General features: G+C 65.1%; 25 protein-coding genes. 12 read left to right on the top strand and 13 right to left on the bottom strand.

Going from position 1 to position 14,470, the window contains the following annotated elements; genetic code table 11:
* The first annotated feature begins 90 nt into the window (after positions 1–90).
* The gene (locus Q8P38_12035) at positions 91–219 is read left to right on the top strand and encodes a hypothetical protein (protein MDP4015328.1); all 129 of its coding nucleotides are present in this window, start codon (positions 91–93) and stop codon (positions 217–219) included.
* Between the two features lie 44 nt (positions 220–263).
* On the opposite strand, the gene Q8P38_12040 is transcribed toward Q8P38_12035, so the two are convergent.
* Positions 264–542: a hypothetical protein gene (locus Q8P38_12040; protein MDP4015329.1), complete on the bottom strand. Its 279-nt coding sequence runs from the start codon at positions 540–542 to the stop codon at positions 264–266.
* 172 nt (positions 543–714) lie between these two features.
* On the opposite strand from Q8P38_12040, the gene Q8P38_12045 reads away from it, so the two are divergent.
* The 3 genes from Q8P38_12045 (at position 715) to Q8P38_12055 (ending at position 1,855) form a co-directional block, all read left to right on the top strand.
* The gene (locus Q8P38_12045) at positions 715–1,023 is read left to right on the top strand and encodes a helix-turn-helix transcriptional regulator (GenBank protein MDP4015330.1); all 309 of its coding nucleotides are present in this window, start codon (positions 715–717) and stop codon (positions 1,021–1,023) included.
* 323 nt (positions 1,024–1,346) lie between these two features.
* Positions 1,347–1,607, top strand: a complete 261-nt coding sequence (locus Q8P38_12050; protein ID MDP4015331.1) for a type II toxin-antitoxin system Phd/YefM family antitoxin — start codon at positions 1,347–1,349, stop codon at positions 1,605–1,607.
* A gap of 56 nt (positions 1,608–1,663) precedes the next feature.
* A complete protein-coding gene (locus Q8P38_12055) occupies positions 1,664–1,855 on the top strand; it encodes a type II toxin-antitoxin system RelE/ParE family toxin (protein ID MDP4015332.1) in 192 nt (63 codons plus the stop codon).
* A 105-nt stretch (positions 1,856–1,960) separates the two neighbouring features.
* Here the strand turns inward: Q8P38_12055 and Q8P38_12060 are convergent, their stop codons facing one another.
* Together Q8P38_12060 and Q8P38_12065 are read right to left on the bottom strand one after the other, a co-directional pair.
* Entirely contained in the window at positions 1,961–3,052 is a 1,092-nt protein-coding gene (locus Q8P38_12060) for a hypothetical protein (protein MDP4015333.1), read from the bottom strand.
* Between the two features lie 361 nt (positions 3,053–3,413).
* Positions 3,414–4,100 carry a hypothetical protein gene (locus Q8P38_12065; protein MDP4015334.1) on the bottom strand — a complete coding sequence of 229 codons (687 nt, stop codon included), beginning with the start codon at positions 4,098–4,100 and terminating at the stop codon, positions 3,414–3,416.
* Positions 4,101–4,307: 207 nt separating this feature from the next.
* Here Q8P38_12065 and Q8P38_12070 point away from each other — a divergent pair, with 207 nt between their 5' ends.
* The 4 genes from Q8P38_12070 to Q8P38_12085 all read left to right on the top strand — a co-directional run bounded on the left by Q8P38_12070 (position 4,308) and on the right by Q8P38_12085 (position 7,212).
* Positions 4,308–5,426, top strand: a complete 1,119-nt coding sequence (locus Q8P38_12070) for a helix-turn-helix domain-containing protein (GenBank protein ID MDP4015335.1) — start codon at positions 4,308–4,310, stop codon at positions 5,424–5,426.
* A complete protein-coding gene (locus tag Q8P38_12075; GenBank protein ID MDP4015336.1) occupies positions 5,423–6,361 on the top strand; it encodes a hypothetical protein in 939 nt (312 codons plus the stop codon). The genes Q8P38_12070 and Q8P38_12075 overlap by 4 nt, the downstream gene beginning before the upstream one ends.
* Positions 6,362–6,535: 174 nt before the next feature.
* Positions 6,536–6,835, top strand: a complete 300-nt coding sequence (locus Q8P38_12080) for a hypothetical protein (GenBank protein ID MDP4015337.1) — start codon at positions 6,536–6,538, stop codon at positions 6,833–6,835.
* Between the two features lie 5 nt (positions 6,836–6,840).
* Entirely contained in the window at positions 6,841–7,212 is a 372-nt protein-coding gene (locus Q8P38_12085; protein ID MDP4015338.1) for a hypothetical protein, read from the top strand.
* A 43-nt stretch (positions 7,213–7,255) separates the two neighbouring features.
* On the opposite strand, the gene Q8P38_12090 is transcribed toward Q8P38_12085, so the two are convergent.
* From Q8P38_12090 to Q8P38_12115, 6 genes are all read right to left on the bottom strand, one after another.
* Positions 7,256–7,672 carry a hypothetical protein gene (locus Q8P38_12090; GenBank protein MDP4015339.1) on the bottom strand — a complete coding sequence of 139 codons (417 nt, stop codon included), beginning with the start codon at positions 7,670–7,672 and terminating at the stop codon, positions 7,256–7,258.
* Between the two features lie 2 nt (positions 7,673–7,674).
* Positions 7,675–8,358 (bottom strand): hypothetical protein, encoded by a 684-nt coding sequence (locus tag Q8P38_12095; GenBank protein ID MDP4015340.1) that lies wholly within the window; start codon positions 8,356–8,358, stop codon positions 7,675–7,677.
* A 151-nt stretch (positions 8,359–8,509) separates the two neighbouring features.
* Positions 8,510–8,683 carry a hypothetical protein gene (locus tag Q8P38_12100; protein MDP4015341.1) on the bottom strand — a complete coding sequence of 58 codons (174 nt, stop codon included), beginning with the start codon at positions 8,681–8,683 and terminating at the stop codon, positions 8,510–8,512.
* A 14-nt stretch (positions 8,684–8,697) separates the two neighbouring features.
* The gene (locus Q8P38_12105) at positions 8,698–9,042 is read right to left on the bottom strand and encodes a hypothetical protein (protein ID MDP4015342.1); all 345 of its coding nucleotides are present in this window, start codon (positions 9,040–9,042) and stop codon (positions 8,698–8,700) included.
* 6 nt (positions 9,043–9,048) lie between these two features.
* Positions 9,049–9,330 (bottom strand): YlcI/YnfO family protein, encoded by a 282-nt coding sequence (locus tag Q8P38_12110; GenBank protein ID MDP4015343.1) that lies wholly within the window; start codon positions 9,328–9,330, stop codon positions 9,049–9,051.
* A 266-nt stretch (positions 9,331–9,596) separates the two neighbouring features.
* On the bottom strand, positions 9,597–9,848 hold the full coding sequence (locus Q8P38_12115; GenBank protein MDP4015344.1) for a hypothetical protein: 252 nt from the start codon (positions 9,846–9,848) through the stop codon (positions 9,597–9,599).
* Between the two features lie 210 nt (positions 9,849–10,058).
* Here Q8P38_12115 and Q8P38_12120 point away from each other — a divergent pair, with 210 nt between their 5' ends.
* Together Q8P38_12120 and Q8P38_12125 are read left to right on the top strand one after the other, a co-directional pair.
* Complete coding sequence (locus Q8P38_12120; GenBank protein ID MDP4015345.1) at positions 10,059–10,334, top strand: hypothetical protein; 276 nt, start codon at positions 10,059–10,061, stop codon at positions 10,332–10,334.
* Positions 10,331–10,717, top strand: a complete 387-nt coding sequence (locus Q8P38_12125) for a hypothetical protein (GenBank protein ID MDP4015346.1) — start codon at positions 10,331–10,333, stop codon at positions 10,715–10,717. Before Q8P38_12120 ends, Q8P38_12125 begins: the two co-directional genes overlap by 4 nt.
* 129 nt (positions 10,718–10,846) lie before the next feature.
* Here Q8P38_12125 and Q8P38_12130 read toward each other — a convergent pair whose 3' ends face one another.
* The gene (locus Q8P38_12130) at positions 10,847–11,368 is read right to left on the bottom strand and encodes a DUF488 domain-containing protein (GenBank protein MDP4015347.1); all 522 of its coding nucleotides are present in this window, start codon (positions 11,366–11,368) and stop codon (positions 10,847–10,849) included.
* Between the two features lie 262 nt (positions 11,369–11,630).
* Here Q8P38_12130 and Q8P38_12135 point away from each other — a divergent pair, with 262 nt between their 5' ends.
* Together Q8P38_12135 and Q8P38_12140 are read left to right on the top strand one after the other, a co-directional pair.
* Complete coding sequence (locus tag Q8P38_12135) at positions 11,631–12,002, top strand: type II toxin-antitoxin system RelE/ParE family toxin (protein ID MDP4015348.1); 372 nt, start codon at positions 11,631–11,633, stop codon at positions 12,000–12,002.
* 2 nt (positions 12,003–12,004) lie between these two features.
* Complete coding sequence (locus Q8P38_12140) at positions 12,005–12,313, top strand: helix-turn-helix transcriptional regulator (protein MDP4015349.1); 309 nt, start codon at positions 12,005–12,007, stop codon at positions 12,311–12,313.
* 395 nt (positions 12,314–12,708) lie between these two features.
* On the opposite strand, the gene Q8P38_12145 is transcribed toward Q8P38_12140, so the two are convergent.
* The 3 genes from Q8P38_12145 to Q8P38_12155 form a co-directional block, all read right to left on the bottom strand.
* Positions 12,709–12,942 carry an Arc family DNA-binding protein gene (locus Q8P38_12145; GenBank protein MDP4015350.1) on the bottom strand — a complete coding sequence of 78 codons (234 nt, stop codon included), beginning with the start codon at positions 12,940–12,942 and terminating at the stop codon, positions 12,709–12,711.
* Positions 12,939–13,097, bottom strand: a complete 159-nt coding sequence (locus Q8P38_12150; protein MDP4015351.1) for a hypothetical protein — start codon at positions 13,095–13,097, stop codon at positions 12,939–12,941. Before Q8P38_12150 ends, Q8P38_12145 begins: the two co-directional genes overlap by 4 nt.
* Before the next feature lie 391 nt (positions 13,098–13,488).
* Entirely contained in the window at positions 13,489–14,097 is a 609-nt protein-coding gene (locus Q8P38_12155; GenBank protein MDP4015352.1) for a hypothetical protein, read from the bottom strand.
* Between the last annotated feature and the right edge of the window lie 373 nt (positions 14,098–14,470).

Consider the following 14,470-nt stretch of genomic DNA (forward strand, 5'->3'; position numbering starts at 1 on the left):
GCGACGCCACGGCCTTCAACAGGCCCGAATCAACCGGATCGAGTACCGTCGAAACCACCAGGCGGAAACACCATGAACCAAGATCACCAAATGTTGGGTATTGAAAACCCGAAGTTCCTCATTAACTCAGAAGCACCTCACTACAGGGGATTGGGTCTGGTTGTGCAGCTGCCTTGGGATCTGCTCTTCCCGGTGACAGGGATCGTCGCCCCATCTTGAGCCGCCACCGAATGCCTGACTGGAAACGGATGCTCGTAAGTATGTCAAGCGGCGATCTGTTGGGGTTGCGCTTCGAGTGCTTGTTTGAGGATGAGGTGTACTTCTCGGGCGATGTAGCGTTTCAGGCAGCGGCCAATTTCGCTGGTTGACAGGCCTTCGGTGGTGAGGCGTTTTGGGTTGCCGCCAGCGGTGATGAGCAGCTGCGCGGCGACATCGGGGCCGACACCCATCAAAGCGCGCAGCTTGGGGGCGGCGCACTGAGTTAGGGCGTCGAACTCGACTTGCGAACTGCCTCTTGATGATCTTGTTGCGCTTTCGGCCATTCCAGATACGCGAAGCGGCCATATTTGGCCAAATTCGCTACAAGATCACTTGGGGGCTGGATTCGGTCCGGAAACGGGAAGCCGATACTCACTGCCGCATGCCAGCGGCGGGCGCGGAACGGCTCTTCCGCGAGTACGTGGAATCCCGTCGCGAGGAGGAGGGTGACTGATCATGGGTGTGACGAAGTGGTCCGACGTTCGTGAGCGACACGTTGAGCAGGTTGGGGAGCAGGTGCTCGCGGAGCGGGTCGCTCAGACGATGGCCCGCGTCCGGGCGCATCACCTCGCGGAGATTCGGCGGAGCAAGGGCCTGACCCAGCCGCAGGTGGCCGCGGGAATGGGAGTGAGCGTGGGCCGGATTTCACAGATCGAGCACGGTGATGTGTCCGGCCTGGACGTCCTGGACCGCTACGTAGCGGCTCTTGGAGGACAGCTGGGACTGGTTGCGACGTTCGGCGATGAGCAGATGAGAGTCGGCTGAGGATTCATGGGTGGCATTAGCGATGCCTCCCTCGGGGGGTGGCCGCGATCGGTGCGACGTCAACCGGGACGTGTACGGGTTGCTCCGCTACGGCGTCAAGGTCGAGCCAGACGCCGGGGTCGCACCGAGTCTGTCGGCTCCGTTGCTACTCCGTGACCATCGCTCGGGGTCTGTGCTACCGCCAGTACCCCGAAGTATCACTAACTGCGGCTAGTTGTACCTGAGTAGCATTCCGGCGCTCTAGCCGCTGCGGCGCTGTGGATTCCCCCGAGCCCCGCTCGGCAAGCGCTGAGAAACTGCCCGGAGTTCTGTACAGTTTAGGCATGACGGATGCCGAGGGAGGCTCCATGAACGCCACTTCGCTGACCGAGGCCCGTGATCACCTCAGCGAGATAGTTGATCAGGTGGCTTCTACCGCTGACATCTTCACCATCACGAAGCACGGCAGAGCGATGGCCGTGGTACTCGGCCAGGACGAGTACGAATCGCTCATCGAGACTCTCAACATCTTGTCCGACCCGGACACCATGGCCGCCATCGCTGAGGCGCGCGCTGAAGGCCACGATCCTGGGCGGACAGGCTGAGCATGCCGCCTTGGAGCAGGCGTGCTGAGCGTGACGCCGCGGCCTGGCCTCCGGCGATGTGTGAGAAAGCGCGGGCATTGATCGAGCGACTCGACACGGAGCCGGGCTCGGGCCAGAAGCTGCTCGGCCCACTCAAGGGCATCCGTTCGGCCCGGCTCGGCCGTTCACACCGCATCCTGTATGAGATCTCAACGGATGGGTCAGCTCACGTCCTAACGATCGCGCCGCGCAAGGACGCCTATCGGTGAACCGACGGCAGAGGCCAGGCCGGAGCACCGATGATGACCACTGAGTCGGAGTGGCTGGCGAGAGCTTCGAGTGCATCGAGCAAGGCCCTGCGCATCCGGACGGCGTCAAGTGCGCCATTCATCTTCGTTCGCCTCCATCCAGTCCAACAGTGCTTCGCCTTCCGATGGACCTCTGCCGGGTGCCGTGATCAGATCGACGGCCACCTGCGAGGGCGCCGCGTAGTCGACGCCTCCTATCCGCGCACTGCGGTCGAAGACGAAGTCCGCGCCCGGAGCGGCGAGGAGAACGTTCGCGCCGACATCGACCGGTCGCAACTCCATCTTGGCCATGAACTCGGCAGGGTCGTCGACGTAGATCATGGCCAGGCGTGGCTGCGCATAGGGCTCCCAGTTCGCGGCGGCCAGTGACCCGGTGACCGCGTACCGCAGATCGGTCGACCCTTTCCGGATTCCTTCCATCAGTGACTCCAGGCCGCGGGGCTGAAGGACAGGAAGGACGGTGTTGCTGGCTTGGAAACCGTAGTCCTGGCTCCAGCGCTCCAGGATGGCGCGCCATCTGGCGGTTGCGATCGGAGCCCGCGGTGCTCTTTCGAGCAGCATCTCATCTTGGAGGAACTCCACGACTCTGTATGTGGCGCCTGTGGACGCGCGGGAGCGTGCGGCGAGGTCAGGTACTGAGATTGGCGCTCGGAAGTCGGCCAGCGCCCTCACCACTCGCGCGGCGGGTTCGCCCTTCAAGGTTCCTCGCGGTCTGCCGGGTCCGCGCCACGGGTCGCCGTCCGCGCCCTTGTCACGAAGGAAGAGAGCTGGCGAGGCGAGTCGAAGGAGCAGGTTTCCCGTCGCGTCGGCGTAGCTGACACCTTGCTGTTCCAGCCAATCCCTGACCGGCGGTGCCAGGTAGCGGGCGATGATCATTAGCGAGGGATCCTCACCTGGCAGTCCAGCCGATGCGGACCGAAGTCGATCAACGAGTTGGGGTAGGTCCCGCGTGACGAGAGACCGTCTGGTTTCCACCACAACGGTTGACGGGGGAGAGTTCGGGGCGGCGATCGTGACTACGGCGTCGATGCGGCGCGACCCAGCGCTCGGTTGTTCGGCGACTGAGAGATTCCACTGGGGAGGGAGCCGATCTCGGACGCTCTTGAGCGCCTGGCGCTGGATGTCCAGTTCGCGCTCAAGGGGCTGGCCCGTATCCATTCCGTAAATGTACATCTTCCGCTGGCAACGGAACAATGGGGTTTAGTGAAAACCCTGGGCTGACCGTTGAGTACGCTCGCCGTACTCCGGGCCGCCGCCCCTGCGCGTTTGCGGCCGCTAATGACAAATGCGCATGTTGAGGTACAGACGCGCTCGTTGGAACGCCCGTTTCTTTGCCGAACGGGAGCGTTTGTCCGGTACGGCCGTATCGGTGACGGGAGAGGCGTTGACGCGGTCGCGCCCGTTGGGCCTGACGCCGGTGTCTCCTGGCCAGCTGACGCGGAGCCTGGCGCTGGCCAAGACTCGCCCGAGCCCTATCGTGTCGGCATCGACGCACCACTGGGCCTGTCTCATTGTCGCTCTACGCGGCGTGGAGTTCGAAGCTGACCGCCGCCTTGACTTCCGCGACGGAGAGTCCGAACTCGTCGGCGACATCTTCAAATGACTCGAGGGCCTCGATGCGTTCGGTGAGGATTCCTGTGCGCACGCCCTTCACCGTGGCCGCGGCCGACGAGATCCGCGGGTCCAGGGTCACCGGGTGCTTCATGCCCATTGGCCATAGCGCGAGCGCTTCCCCAGAGGGCTCGTGGGCGAACTCGACGCGTTCCAGGAATTCGACTTCGATCAGCGGATTGATCACGAGCTGGCCGTGCTTGCCCCGGAAGACGGCCCACAGCGAGTCGGGAAGATCAGTGGTCTCCTGCGAGTCGAGCAGCAGCTGTCGGTTCTCACTCACCCAAGGGCGGAAGTGAGCCAGCGGATACGGGATTCCCAGGGCCGAGCGCAGTCCCGAGATGAAGGGGCGCAGTCGCTGCATCGGCACCTTCTTCTCAGATCGGTAGGTGCGCAGGTACTGCGCCTCCACGATCTCGCCCCATGTCATCTCGGGCCTACCGGTGGCGTGTTCGCGCAAGATGGGCTCGTAGCGCCTGCCGCGCCGCTCGCCACCCTCAAGCCAGTGCATGAGGGTCGCGGGCGGGATTCGCAGTTGGCGAGCCGCCTCATGAACCGTCGTGACAACCGAATCCAAGATCGTCACTTGTGCCATGTGTTGACCTCCGACCTCTCGGCACATCATGTGCCTGAGACCGACGCGGTAGCGCCCCGGAAGCCCGTGGCCGGGGTTGTGCACAGGTTCGAGGACGGCGGATTGGTGTGGTGCGCTTCCTGTTCCGCCGGACGAGTACGCACGTGTTCGCCGTGCCAGCAAACAATGGCCTTTCAGGGAATACGCATTCCGGCTATCGTGTTGCCTGTGACGGCAAACATAACTCCTAGAGAGAACGAACTGGGAGACATGGCAGTCGCGTGGCTTCGGGACCGGCTTCCAGCCAACTGGGAAGTCGGGCCAGCGGACGTCGGACCGCAGGGTCCCGCTGGCGGTCGGGCCGACCGTGTCATCGAACTGCGTGACCCCAAGGGCACGCACGCGACCCTCGCCGTTGAAATCCGGAACTGCTTCGGCCCCAGAGATGTGGATCGACTCCTGGGGGGATTGGGTCGGGTGCTCCGCGCCCTGGCGAACAACGTGGCAGTCCTCGTCGTTGCGCCGTGGCTGAGTCAGCGCACCCAGGAACTGCTTCGATCAGAGGCAGTCAACTACCTTGACCTCACCGGCAACGCCTACGTCCGCCTCGACAGCCCGGCCGTGCTCATACACACGCAGGGCGCGGCGAACAACCCTGCCCCGGCCATGCGCGGCAAGGCACGCGTCAGGGGACCGAAGGCGGGCCGCCTGCTGCGCACTCTTCTGGACTTCCGACCCCCGTATGGCGTTCGCGATCTCGCTGCGGCGACGGGTCTGGCTCCCGGATACGTCTCCCGACTCCTAGACACGCTCGACCGTGAGGCCCTGATCGAGCGGTCGGCGCGCGGGCGGGTCGAGTCCGTTGACGTCGCTCGCGTGCTCGCCCGGTGGGCCGAAACATACGACGTTTTCCACACGAATCGAGTCGCACCGTATTTGGCCCCTGGTGGCGTGGGCCAGATCATGCGACGGTTGGGGGACGCCAGCAATCCCATCGCTGTGACCGGCAGCTTCGCCGCCGTTCGGCTGGCGCCGAAAGCTGGACCGGCCTTGCTCGCGGCCTACTGCGATGACCCAGCGGCGGTCGCTGATGAGTTGGATCTGATACCGACCGACGAAGGAGCAAACGTCGTGCTGATGCGACCCTTCGACGGCGTCGTCTGGGAGAGGACTTCCAGTGAGGAGGGCGTCATGTTCGTCGCTCCATCTCAAGCCGCTATCGACTGCCTGACTGGGAACGGCCGCATGCCAGCCGAAGGGGAGGCTCTCGTGGGGTGGATGACGCAGAACGAGGACACTTGGCGTCTGTCGGTGCTTTCCGCAACAGGCGTCAAGGCGTCGGAGTGAACGCGCTCGGTGGACGCGGGAAGGCTGGCTGGGCCGAGCCCGATCCCAGATACGTGGCCGCCCGGCGGGTACTTCTCGATGCGCTTACAGCGTTGGCCCCACACGGGAATGCGATCATCGTCGCCGGAGCGCAGGCCGTCTATCTTCGGACCGGAGTCAGCGACATCGCGATTGCTCCATACACGACCGATGGGGATCTCACGCTCGATCCGACCCTCCTCGGCGACGAGCCGGAGCTTGAGGTGTCGATGCGGGGAGCGGGGTTCGAGCTCATGGGACAGGAGTCTCCCCAGCCCGGCGTGTGGGTCGCGTCGGTTGACGTCGCAGGCGAGCAACTGGTCATCCCGGTCGACCTCATCGTGCCCGAGGCAGCAGCCACCGGCGGCGGTCGCAGAGGCGCACGCTTGGGAATTCATGGCAACCGCGCCGCTCGGCGAGCCGTCGGTCTCGAAGCCGCCCTGGTCGATCACAGCCCGATCACTGTCGCTGCCCTGGATGCCGAGGACCCAAGAGCACTCGACGTTGAGGTCGCCGGGGTTGCGGCGCTGCTCGTGGCCAAAGCCCACAAGATCCATGACCGGGTTCTCAGCAAGCGTCCGGATCGCTTGAGCGACAAGGATGCCGCGGATGTGTACCGGATCATGCAAACCGCGTCATCGGGAGAGACGGGAACCACGCTCGCGGGATTGAGTCGTGACCCGCGTGCGGGTGAGCCCACGCTGTTGGCCCTGACCTACCTGGGCGAGTTGTTCGGCCGACGAGGCGGACAAGGCGTAGCCATGGCGCAGCGAGCTCTGCGGCTCGCCGTCCCTGAAGCTCAGGTCGCCGCCCTTTGCGTTTCGTTCACCGATCGATTGCTGGCCATCGCCAGGCCCGAGAAGCGCGGCCGCCCCGCCGGTGACGTTCACGAATCTTCGTGGATCCCCCCGACGTGACGGGCATCCAGACCGGCGAGACCGGGGGCTCTTGTCATCAGGGCAGCGCAGAGTCCGTGCTCAGGGATGCGGGGGTTCCAAGCGGGAGCCAGCTGGCTCCTGAGCGGGTATCGTGCACAGTTAGGTGCCGCAAAGATGTACATGTTTGCGTGAGGGGGGCGTAGCATGACTGTCATGGCGCAACGTACCGGGGTCTTGAATGTTGTTCCGACCAGCGAAGCTCGGGCGGAGTTGTCACACGCTCTTGAACGATTCCGCAGAGACGGCGCCTCGGCCGAGCCGCTGGTGTTCGGCGGGCATCGCAAGCCCGAAGGGGTCGTGATCCCCTACGAGTTGTTCGAGCGTGTGTTGCCGCTGATCGAAGACGTACTCATCGGTGAGGTCGTCCGCGAGCGTCTCGCCGAGCCGGGGGAGAGCGCTCCGCTGGAGGATCTGATCGCCGAGTTGGGTTTCGACCCGGCGTCCTTCGAGTAGGCGTCGTGAGCAGAGCCCGCGGGGAGCTGGAGCGCGTCTACCGACCGGGGTTCTCGCAGGACGTGAAGGATCTGCCCACGAAGAACCTGCAGAAGATCGTCATCCAGCGACTGGTCGATGTCTCCAAAGGCCGGCTCAGTGGTATCCCGCTTGAGGGTCGCGCGTCCACGGGGGATCTGTCCGACTGCTTCAAGTTGTACGTGGACGAGATCGGAGGTCCCAATCCTCGCTATCGGCTTGTGTTCCGCTTGTTGCCGGATGGTCAAGACCCGGTGCGGCTCGAGGCGGTCGCGGTCGGGCCAAGGGAGTCACTGGCGGTGTACTTCACCGCTGCCCAGCGGCTCGGCCGGCTTCGCGGCAGGCTTCCGCGCGGATGAGGCAGGCGGCGCGGGACGTTGTCGGGATAGGACGGAGGCGACGTCAGCGCAGAGGGAATGGGCGCACGCCAGCCTGGCTGAGCCCCAGCCCCCACGGGCCAGCTCCGAGCTTGATGGTCTGCTGCTCGATGCGCGCGAGGTTGCGCACGAACAGCTCGGCCTGTTCGCTCGGGCGCAGATCCTTCTTGCCCGTGAACCAGACAATGCGCAGCCCGCTTTCCCTCAGGATGGCCAGTTCCCCGGGACGGCTTCGGATGCGCCTGTCCCGGGTGACGGCGATCCAATCTCGCGCCGCGACGATCGCCATCCAGTCGGGGTCGCGGACGCCCAGTGGCAGATCGGGGACGAGCTGATGGCCCGGGTATGTGATGTCACTGCGTGATCCGCTCAAGTGCTTGGCTGCTCCCAGGACCGATTCGTCGAAGTACCAGCGAACAGAAGTGAGGTCCCCCGACTTCATGGTTAGGCCGCGCTCGCGCTGGCCTGCCGCATCTCGAAGCGAATGGCACGCTCGACCTGGTCGGCCGTGAGATCGTACAAATCGGCCAGTGTGTCGGTCGATTCACCGGCACGGAAGCCCTCGGCCAGAACTTCCGTGGGTACTGATCGCACTGCGGGCCGACCCATGGCACGTAGAGGGTCGATGAGTACCGTGCCCTCATTGTCCCCGGCGATGTTGGCGACCCAGCCCTTGGCGAAAGTGGCCCGATCCACGAAATGCTGGGCTGGCTCACTCAGCTGCATTTGGCCGGAACGGACGACCACCAGCGCCAACCGCCGGTCCAGACCGGTACCTTCCTGGATGCGCATCACGAGCTCTCTCCCGGCCACATCCAGCAGCGTCCGCGACGCGGCCAGCGGGTACGGGGTGTTCAGCGCGGCGCGCAGGTTCTCAATCGCGGGCCTGAGCTTCTGAAGGGACACGCCTTGTCCGCGAAACTCGCTGAGAAGCCGCGCTTCGACGAACTCGCCCCATGAGACGGTTTCGTCCCCGGTTTGTTCGGCGCGGATGACGGGCGGGTAGTCGCGTTGCCTGCGGCTGTAACCGTCGATCCAGCGACGGGCGGTCCCGGAGTGAAGGCCCAGATACCGATCGGCATCTGGCATCGAGTAGATGCGGCGCTCGAGCAGTTCGACGGAGGACATGGACAGATACTGACACATCCGGCCGACAGCCATCGGAATGAGCGGCGGCCTGGGGATGTAGCGCCGGGGGAACCAGTAAGGATTCCTTACACGTTGCCGACGCGTCGGCTCGGGCGGCGCACGGCGGCACGTGCGGGAGCGCCGACGGTGATCAGTCGAGGGCCGCGCGGGCCGTGGCGATCTTCATCACTAGTCGGCCGTCGCGGGTTGGGGTGAAGTCGTGGTGGCGGTAGAAGGACTCAGCCGCAGGGTTGACGGCGTCGACCACGATGAGGCGGCCGCCTCCACGCTCGGCGACCGATGTGATTATCTCCAGAGCGTTCACAAGCAGTTGGGCGCCTAGTCCTTGGCCGTGCAGCGTTCGATCGAGTGGGGGTAGCCTCCCCCTGAATGGGGTGCCCCCAGCTCGCGGGGGACCAGCTTGCCGATCAGGTATGCCGGGATCTGGCTGACCCCCCCGGCCGTCGAACGGCTCACGGATCCCTGGGTGACCACGGTCGGGGCCAGCGAGAAGTACGCGACGACGTCTTGTGGCTGCGGCGCGGGCGTCCATACGAATGTTCGCGCGCTGCCCGCGACTTGCGCTCGAAGCGCGTGGCCGGTCAGCCATTCATTGAGCGGTTGTACTCCGCAGTCGAACCGTGTCAGCTTGTGCTCAGTGGTCAGCGGGCAGCTGCGGTACACGATCGCCTAGCTTCGCTCGTCCGCGCGCGTGAACCGACGCTGGCGGGCGGCCGCCCTAGCCAGATGGGGAGCGGCGTCGGGGGCATCCAGGGTGGCGATCATCTGGTCGAACAGGTCTTCGTTCATCATCACGACATCGGCGCGGGCCAGGACCCGGTCAGTTTCACTGCGGGCGGCGCGAGTCACGAACGCCGACATCGTCTCGCCGGTCACGGCAGCGGCCTCGCTGATGCGTTCGCGGGTGTCGGGGTCGAGCCGAGCCTCTAGTCGTTGGGTCTTGGCCGCCATGACCATCACCTCCGCCGTTCCGCACGCACACGGTACGGCGCGGCTGGGGAAGTGGGCATCTGTTCGGGATCCCCGAACAGGTGGACTCGGCGTTGGACTGTGGAGATCCAGTCGGGGTCGCGGCACAGTAGGTTGTGCTGCGACGGACCGGCCACGCGCGGGCTTGATCGGGGGCTATCGACGGCAGACGAGGCATTCGTGGTCAGCCGCTATGAGCGGGTCGCCGCTACTGTCGATTCCCCGGTCCGTCGAGTTCAACCGTCGGGCTAGGACCGCAACCCGTCGGCTAGGTCCCGAGCGAGGAACGCAACCGATGCGGCTACCTGGGCTGGGTCGCCCACGCCCTCTTCTGCGCGCCCTGCCATGACCGAGCCTGGAGCCCGCGGACCGTCCGCGAAGAGGTCCGCGAGAAGCGTCGAGGATCTCCGGGTGACTGCTTGTGACAGATCGTCCTGGAGAAGCCGCTGCCACGACGCCAAGAAGTCCGCCGTAGGAATAGCTGTCAGGAGGCGGTACACGTCATGAGCGTCCGATTAGTCGCATGGTGTGCGTTCGATTGGTCGCGCGTGGCGTGTTGGAAACGGGCGCATGCCAGCGGAAGGGGAGGCTCTCGCTCTAGTGATTCCGCAGAACCAATCCGCAGGCGGGGGGAGCCAAGTTCGGCGAGTTTTCCACCGTTACGCGAGTAGCCCTAGTCAGTGAGGAATGAACGCCGGTATGATGGAAGTATGACCAGGAAGATCACCGTCAGCTTGCCGGATGAGCTAGTTCTCGAAGCCCAGCGGGCAGTCGAGCAGGGCCGGGCGGACAGCGTGTCGGCATACGTCGCTCGCGCCATGTCTCAGCAACGCGAAGACGACACGCTCACCGAGCTTGTGTCGCAAATGCGGTCCAGCGGCGGGGAGCCGACCCCGGCGGATTTCGCCTGGGCAAGCCAGGTGCTCGGCCACCCCGTCACGCATCCGGTGACTGCTCCCGGTGAGCCGCTGAACGCCGTCTCGTGACCGACATGGTCTTCGATGCCGGCGCCCTCATCGGTATCGAGAGGAGCAAGACGCGGATGATCGCGCTGCTCGCCGGGATGAATGAAGGCGGCGACCGGGCGTTCGTGCCAGCTGCGGTCCTAGCTCAAGCGTGGCGCGGTGGCGCTGGGCAGGCGCGCCTCGCCAAGTTCCTCAAGGACAAGAGAGTCACCGTTGAACCGCTCACCGAGCACCTGGCTCAAGCCTGTGGTGTCCTGTGCGGCCAGTCAGGAACAGATGATGTTGTGGACGCGTCTGTGGTGACGTTAGCTCGTAAACTCGGATTGCCCATCGTGACCGGCGACGAGCATGACCTGGCCGCGTTGAATGCCATCGATCCGACAGTCACGATCTACCGCATTTGACGTTGTGGATCACCACGGTGTTGTGTGTCCCGGGTTCCACGGCGTCTGTCGTGTGGGGCACGCGGACTCGTCCGCGGAGGTGCCGGGACCCGACCGTTTCCGCCGACTGGCCACACCTTGCGCTGGGACTCACATCTGGGGGAACTGAAAAGGATTCCCGGTCAGTTCGCGCGCGATCAGGGACCGGTGGCACTGGGCCTCGTCGCGCTCGAAACACAGCAGGCCAACCCGGTAGTCAGCTGCCAGCACGCGCAGAGCATCCATGTCCCGGCGACCGTCGCCACCGCGCATCAGGCGCGTGAAACGCTCGCGGGCTGCGTGCTCGCCTGCGACGAAACCGGGCCTGTTGTCCTTCGGATTCCCCAGACCCCTCATATGCACGTACCGCACTCCGATCTCGTCCAGCGCCCGGGACAGCGCGGTCTTGGACAGCCCCTTCTTGCGGCTCACCGGAGTGAGCCGGACATCGACCAGAACTTCGACATGCGCTCTGGCCACTTCCGCGAGGACTTCGGATAGGACTAGGCCCTCATAGCCGAGCGACACGACGTGGCCGCCATTGACCCAAGCCTCGCCGATCGGCTCAGCTCGCTTCAGGCGGGGGGCAGTCCCGCTGCCTGTGACGTGGACGGTCGTGTCCGCGGATGCCAACCCGGTGCTCCTCATCTTGTGAATACCGTGGAATTTATCCGAGTCATGGGGAATTGGCTCTCGTTGCGTGTCTGCCTGGGGATCTACTCTTCCCGGTGACAAGGATCGTCGCCCCATCTTGAGCCGCCACCGAATGCCTGACTGGAAACGGCCGCATGCCGACGGCGGACGCGGAACAGCGGGCGGGGCCCGAGGATTCATCACCGTGACACGGAGCGACTTTAGCGTACACTAATATTCCGCAACGGGGGGATGATCGTTTGTGTGGGATCTGTATCTGACGGATGAGGTGGACAGGTGGCTGGATGGCCTCGCGGTATCGGACAGCGTTTCCTACGAACTCGTGGTGGCCGCGATCGAAGTCCTCGCCGAATCTGGTCCGAGCCTCGGACGTCCGTTGGTCGATCGGCTGAAGGGTTCGTCAATGCGGACGTTGAAGGAACTGCGACCGGGTTCGTCGGGGCGCAGCGAGGTCCGGATCCTGTTCGCCTTCGATCCGTGGCGCAGCGCCGTATTGCTGGTTGCGGGAGACAAGGCAGGAGCGTGGTCCTCGTGGTACCGCCAGGCGATACCACGAGCGGAACGGCTCTTCCGCGAGTACGTGGCATCCCGTCGCGAAGAGGAAGGTGACTGATCATGGGTGTGACGAAGTGGTCCGACGTTCGCGAACGACACGTTGAGCAGGTTGGGGAGCAGGTACTTGGGGAGCGGGTCGCTCAGATGATGGCCCGCGTCCGGGCGCATGACCTCGCGGAGATTCGTCGGAGCAAGGGCCTGACCCAGCGGCAGGTAGCTGCGGAAATGGGGGTGAGCGTGGGTCGGATTTCACAGATTGAGCACGGCGATGTGTCCGGCCTTGACGTCCTGGACCGATACGTCGCAGCACTCGGGGGACATCTGGGACTGGTTGCGACGTTCGGCGATGAGCAGCTGAGGGTCGGCTGAGGATTCATGGGTGGCACAGGAGATGCCACGCTCGGGGGCAGCCCGGATCGAGGTTCGTCACCGCCCCTCCGCGTTTGCGGCCGTTACTGACAAAGGCGCAGGTTGGGGTACAGGCGCGCACGTTGGAACGCCCGTTTCTTTGCCGAACGGGAGCGTTTGTTCGGTACGGCCGTTACTGCGGCGGTTGCGGGGGTCGCTCGCCTCGTGGAGCCTGTCGGATGGCTAGCGCCTGGATGTTGGGAACCGGGTAGCTCCTCGGCGCGGGTTAGCAGCGTCTTGCCGAGTTCCGCGGCGACGGCGGGTTCGGCTGACCTCAGTCCAGTACCGACGGACCTGATCTGATTCCGCCGCATGCGAAGACGGTCGAATGGCGCGGGCGCGCAGCCAATCCAGCGTCAGGCGGGGTGGGAGAGTTCGTGTTCGATGGCCCTTCGGACCCACGATGAGACTGACCGGTCATCTGCCGCCGCGCGTGCCCGCACCTTGTCGAGGACGTCCTTGGGTAGTCGCACCGGCACGGCTGCGGTGAGCTTGGCCCTGCGGCGCACTGGCGGACCCTGAGGGGTCTGGTTCTCAGGGGCGGCGTAGAAGGCGTGCTCTTGCTCGGGCGTCATGTCGCTATCGCTCATCGGTCCTCCCCGTAACGGTTGGCGAGGTGGTCGGCGGCCACGTAGCAGCCGATCGGCCGGCACTTGCGTGGGTCGGGGTGCGCTGCCTGGCGGTCGATCTCGAACGGGTCGACGTCGTCCAGCAAGTCCAAGTCGAACAACCGAGCACCCCGCAATCGTACTCCGGACCGACTACACGCGCATACAAACGACTACGGATCCGGACGTGGGCCTACTGGAGCTGCGGCCCAGCGGCGACGCGGATAGCCGGTGGCAACTCACGCGCTCGGCCATGAGGGGCCGGGCGGTCCCTTGGGGCAGACAGGAACGCGGCTGCTGCTGGGGAGGACCCGCAACTCGGTCTCTAGAGAACATCGGTAGACCCAGGTCGTCAAGGGGGCTGTGGACAGGCGGGTCCAGCGTGCTGAGGTTCGCGCGGTGCGTGAGGCCTCAGTACACGACATGCCAACGCACGCTTGCGCAGCCTCCGCACAGGTCGGGGCCGCCGCACTCAGGCGGGTCCGCGTCGGCGGTCGCTCGGTGTCGCGGCGGGCGGCCTTGATGCCGTCAGTCCCGAAACCCCAGCGTCTCCTGGTACGGGGCCACGGCTTGAGTCCAGAAGGCGTAGACCTCGTCCAAGAGTTGCGGCCATCCGCGAAGCACGTCTGAGTCGGTCAGCAGGAGCTCGCCGTGGACACCCAGCGAGATCGGCCGGGAGGGGTGGGCGATCGTGCGTGGAAGAGGCTCAGGGGCTTCGGGGTCGGGCCGCAACTTCGTGACGAAGTCCGGCCGACCTGTGACCTCGAGGGTGAGGATGTCCCCGGGCCGGTAGTCCAGGCGGACGTTCCGACCCTCGATCTTTCTGGAATCGAGTCCGAACGGCATCCCCGAATCGGTCCAGCGCACGCTGTCCTCGCCGATCGCGTCGGCGAGGAAGCGGCCCAACTCACCCATGAGCCGGTATTGGAGCCTCGCGCCGCCTGGCATCCGGAACCGCCGGCAGCCGCAGCGGCCGCACGCGGTGTCGTACCAAGGGTCGCGAACGATACAGGTCACATCGACCACGATGACCTTGCCGCATCTGCCACGTGGGGGACGCGAGGGGGGATTGAACAACACGTTCCGGTAGACGACGGGAATGGTCTTCCGGCTGCCGCATTTCGGACAGCGTTTCATCCTCCTGGCGGGTCTGGCCCCGAAGGGATGAGAGTTGGGCCTGGCGGGGGTTGCGGAGCCAGAGTCTTCCCAGTCGTCTGCTTGGTCGTTCACGAAGTCGGTCACCGCGTCTCCTCGCCGCTCGGACTCTCGCCAGATCCGCGCTTCCTTCGACGGCGGCGTCGGATACTCCGCCTACCGAAGTAGATGCCAGAACCCACAGCACCGGCCGCCACGACGGGTGCGGCTACGAGGTGTTAGCCGCCACGCTGGATGAGGATGTCGGCGTCATCGTGGGTGCGGTTGAGGCGTATGACGTAGGCCCCGTCCCGGGGTTCGGGGCGGGGCCTTGATGGTCAGGCTGACGGTTTGGTGATCGGGGTGTCGCCGGTGT

Source organism: Candidatus Nanopelagicales bacterium (assembly GCA_030700225.1).
Lineage (GTDB): Bacteria > Actinomycetota > Actinomycetes > S36-B12.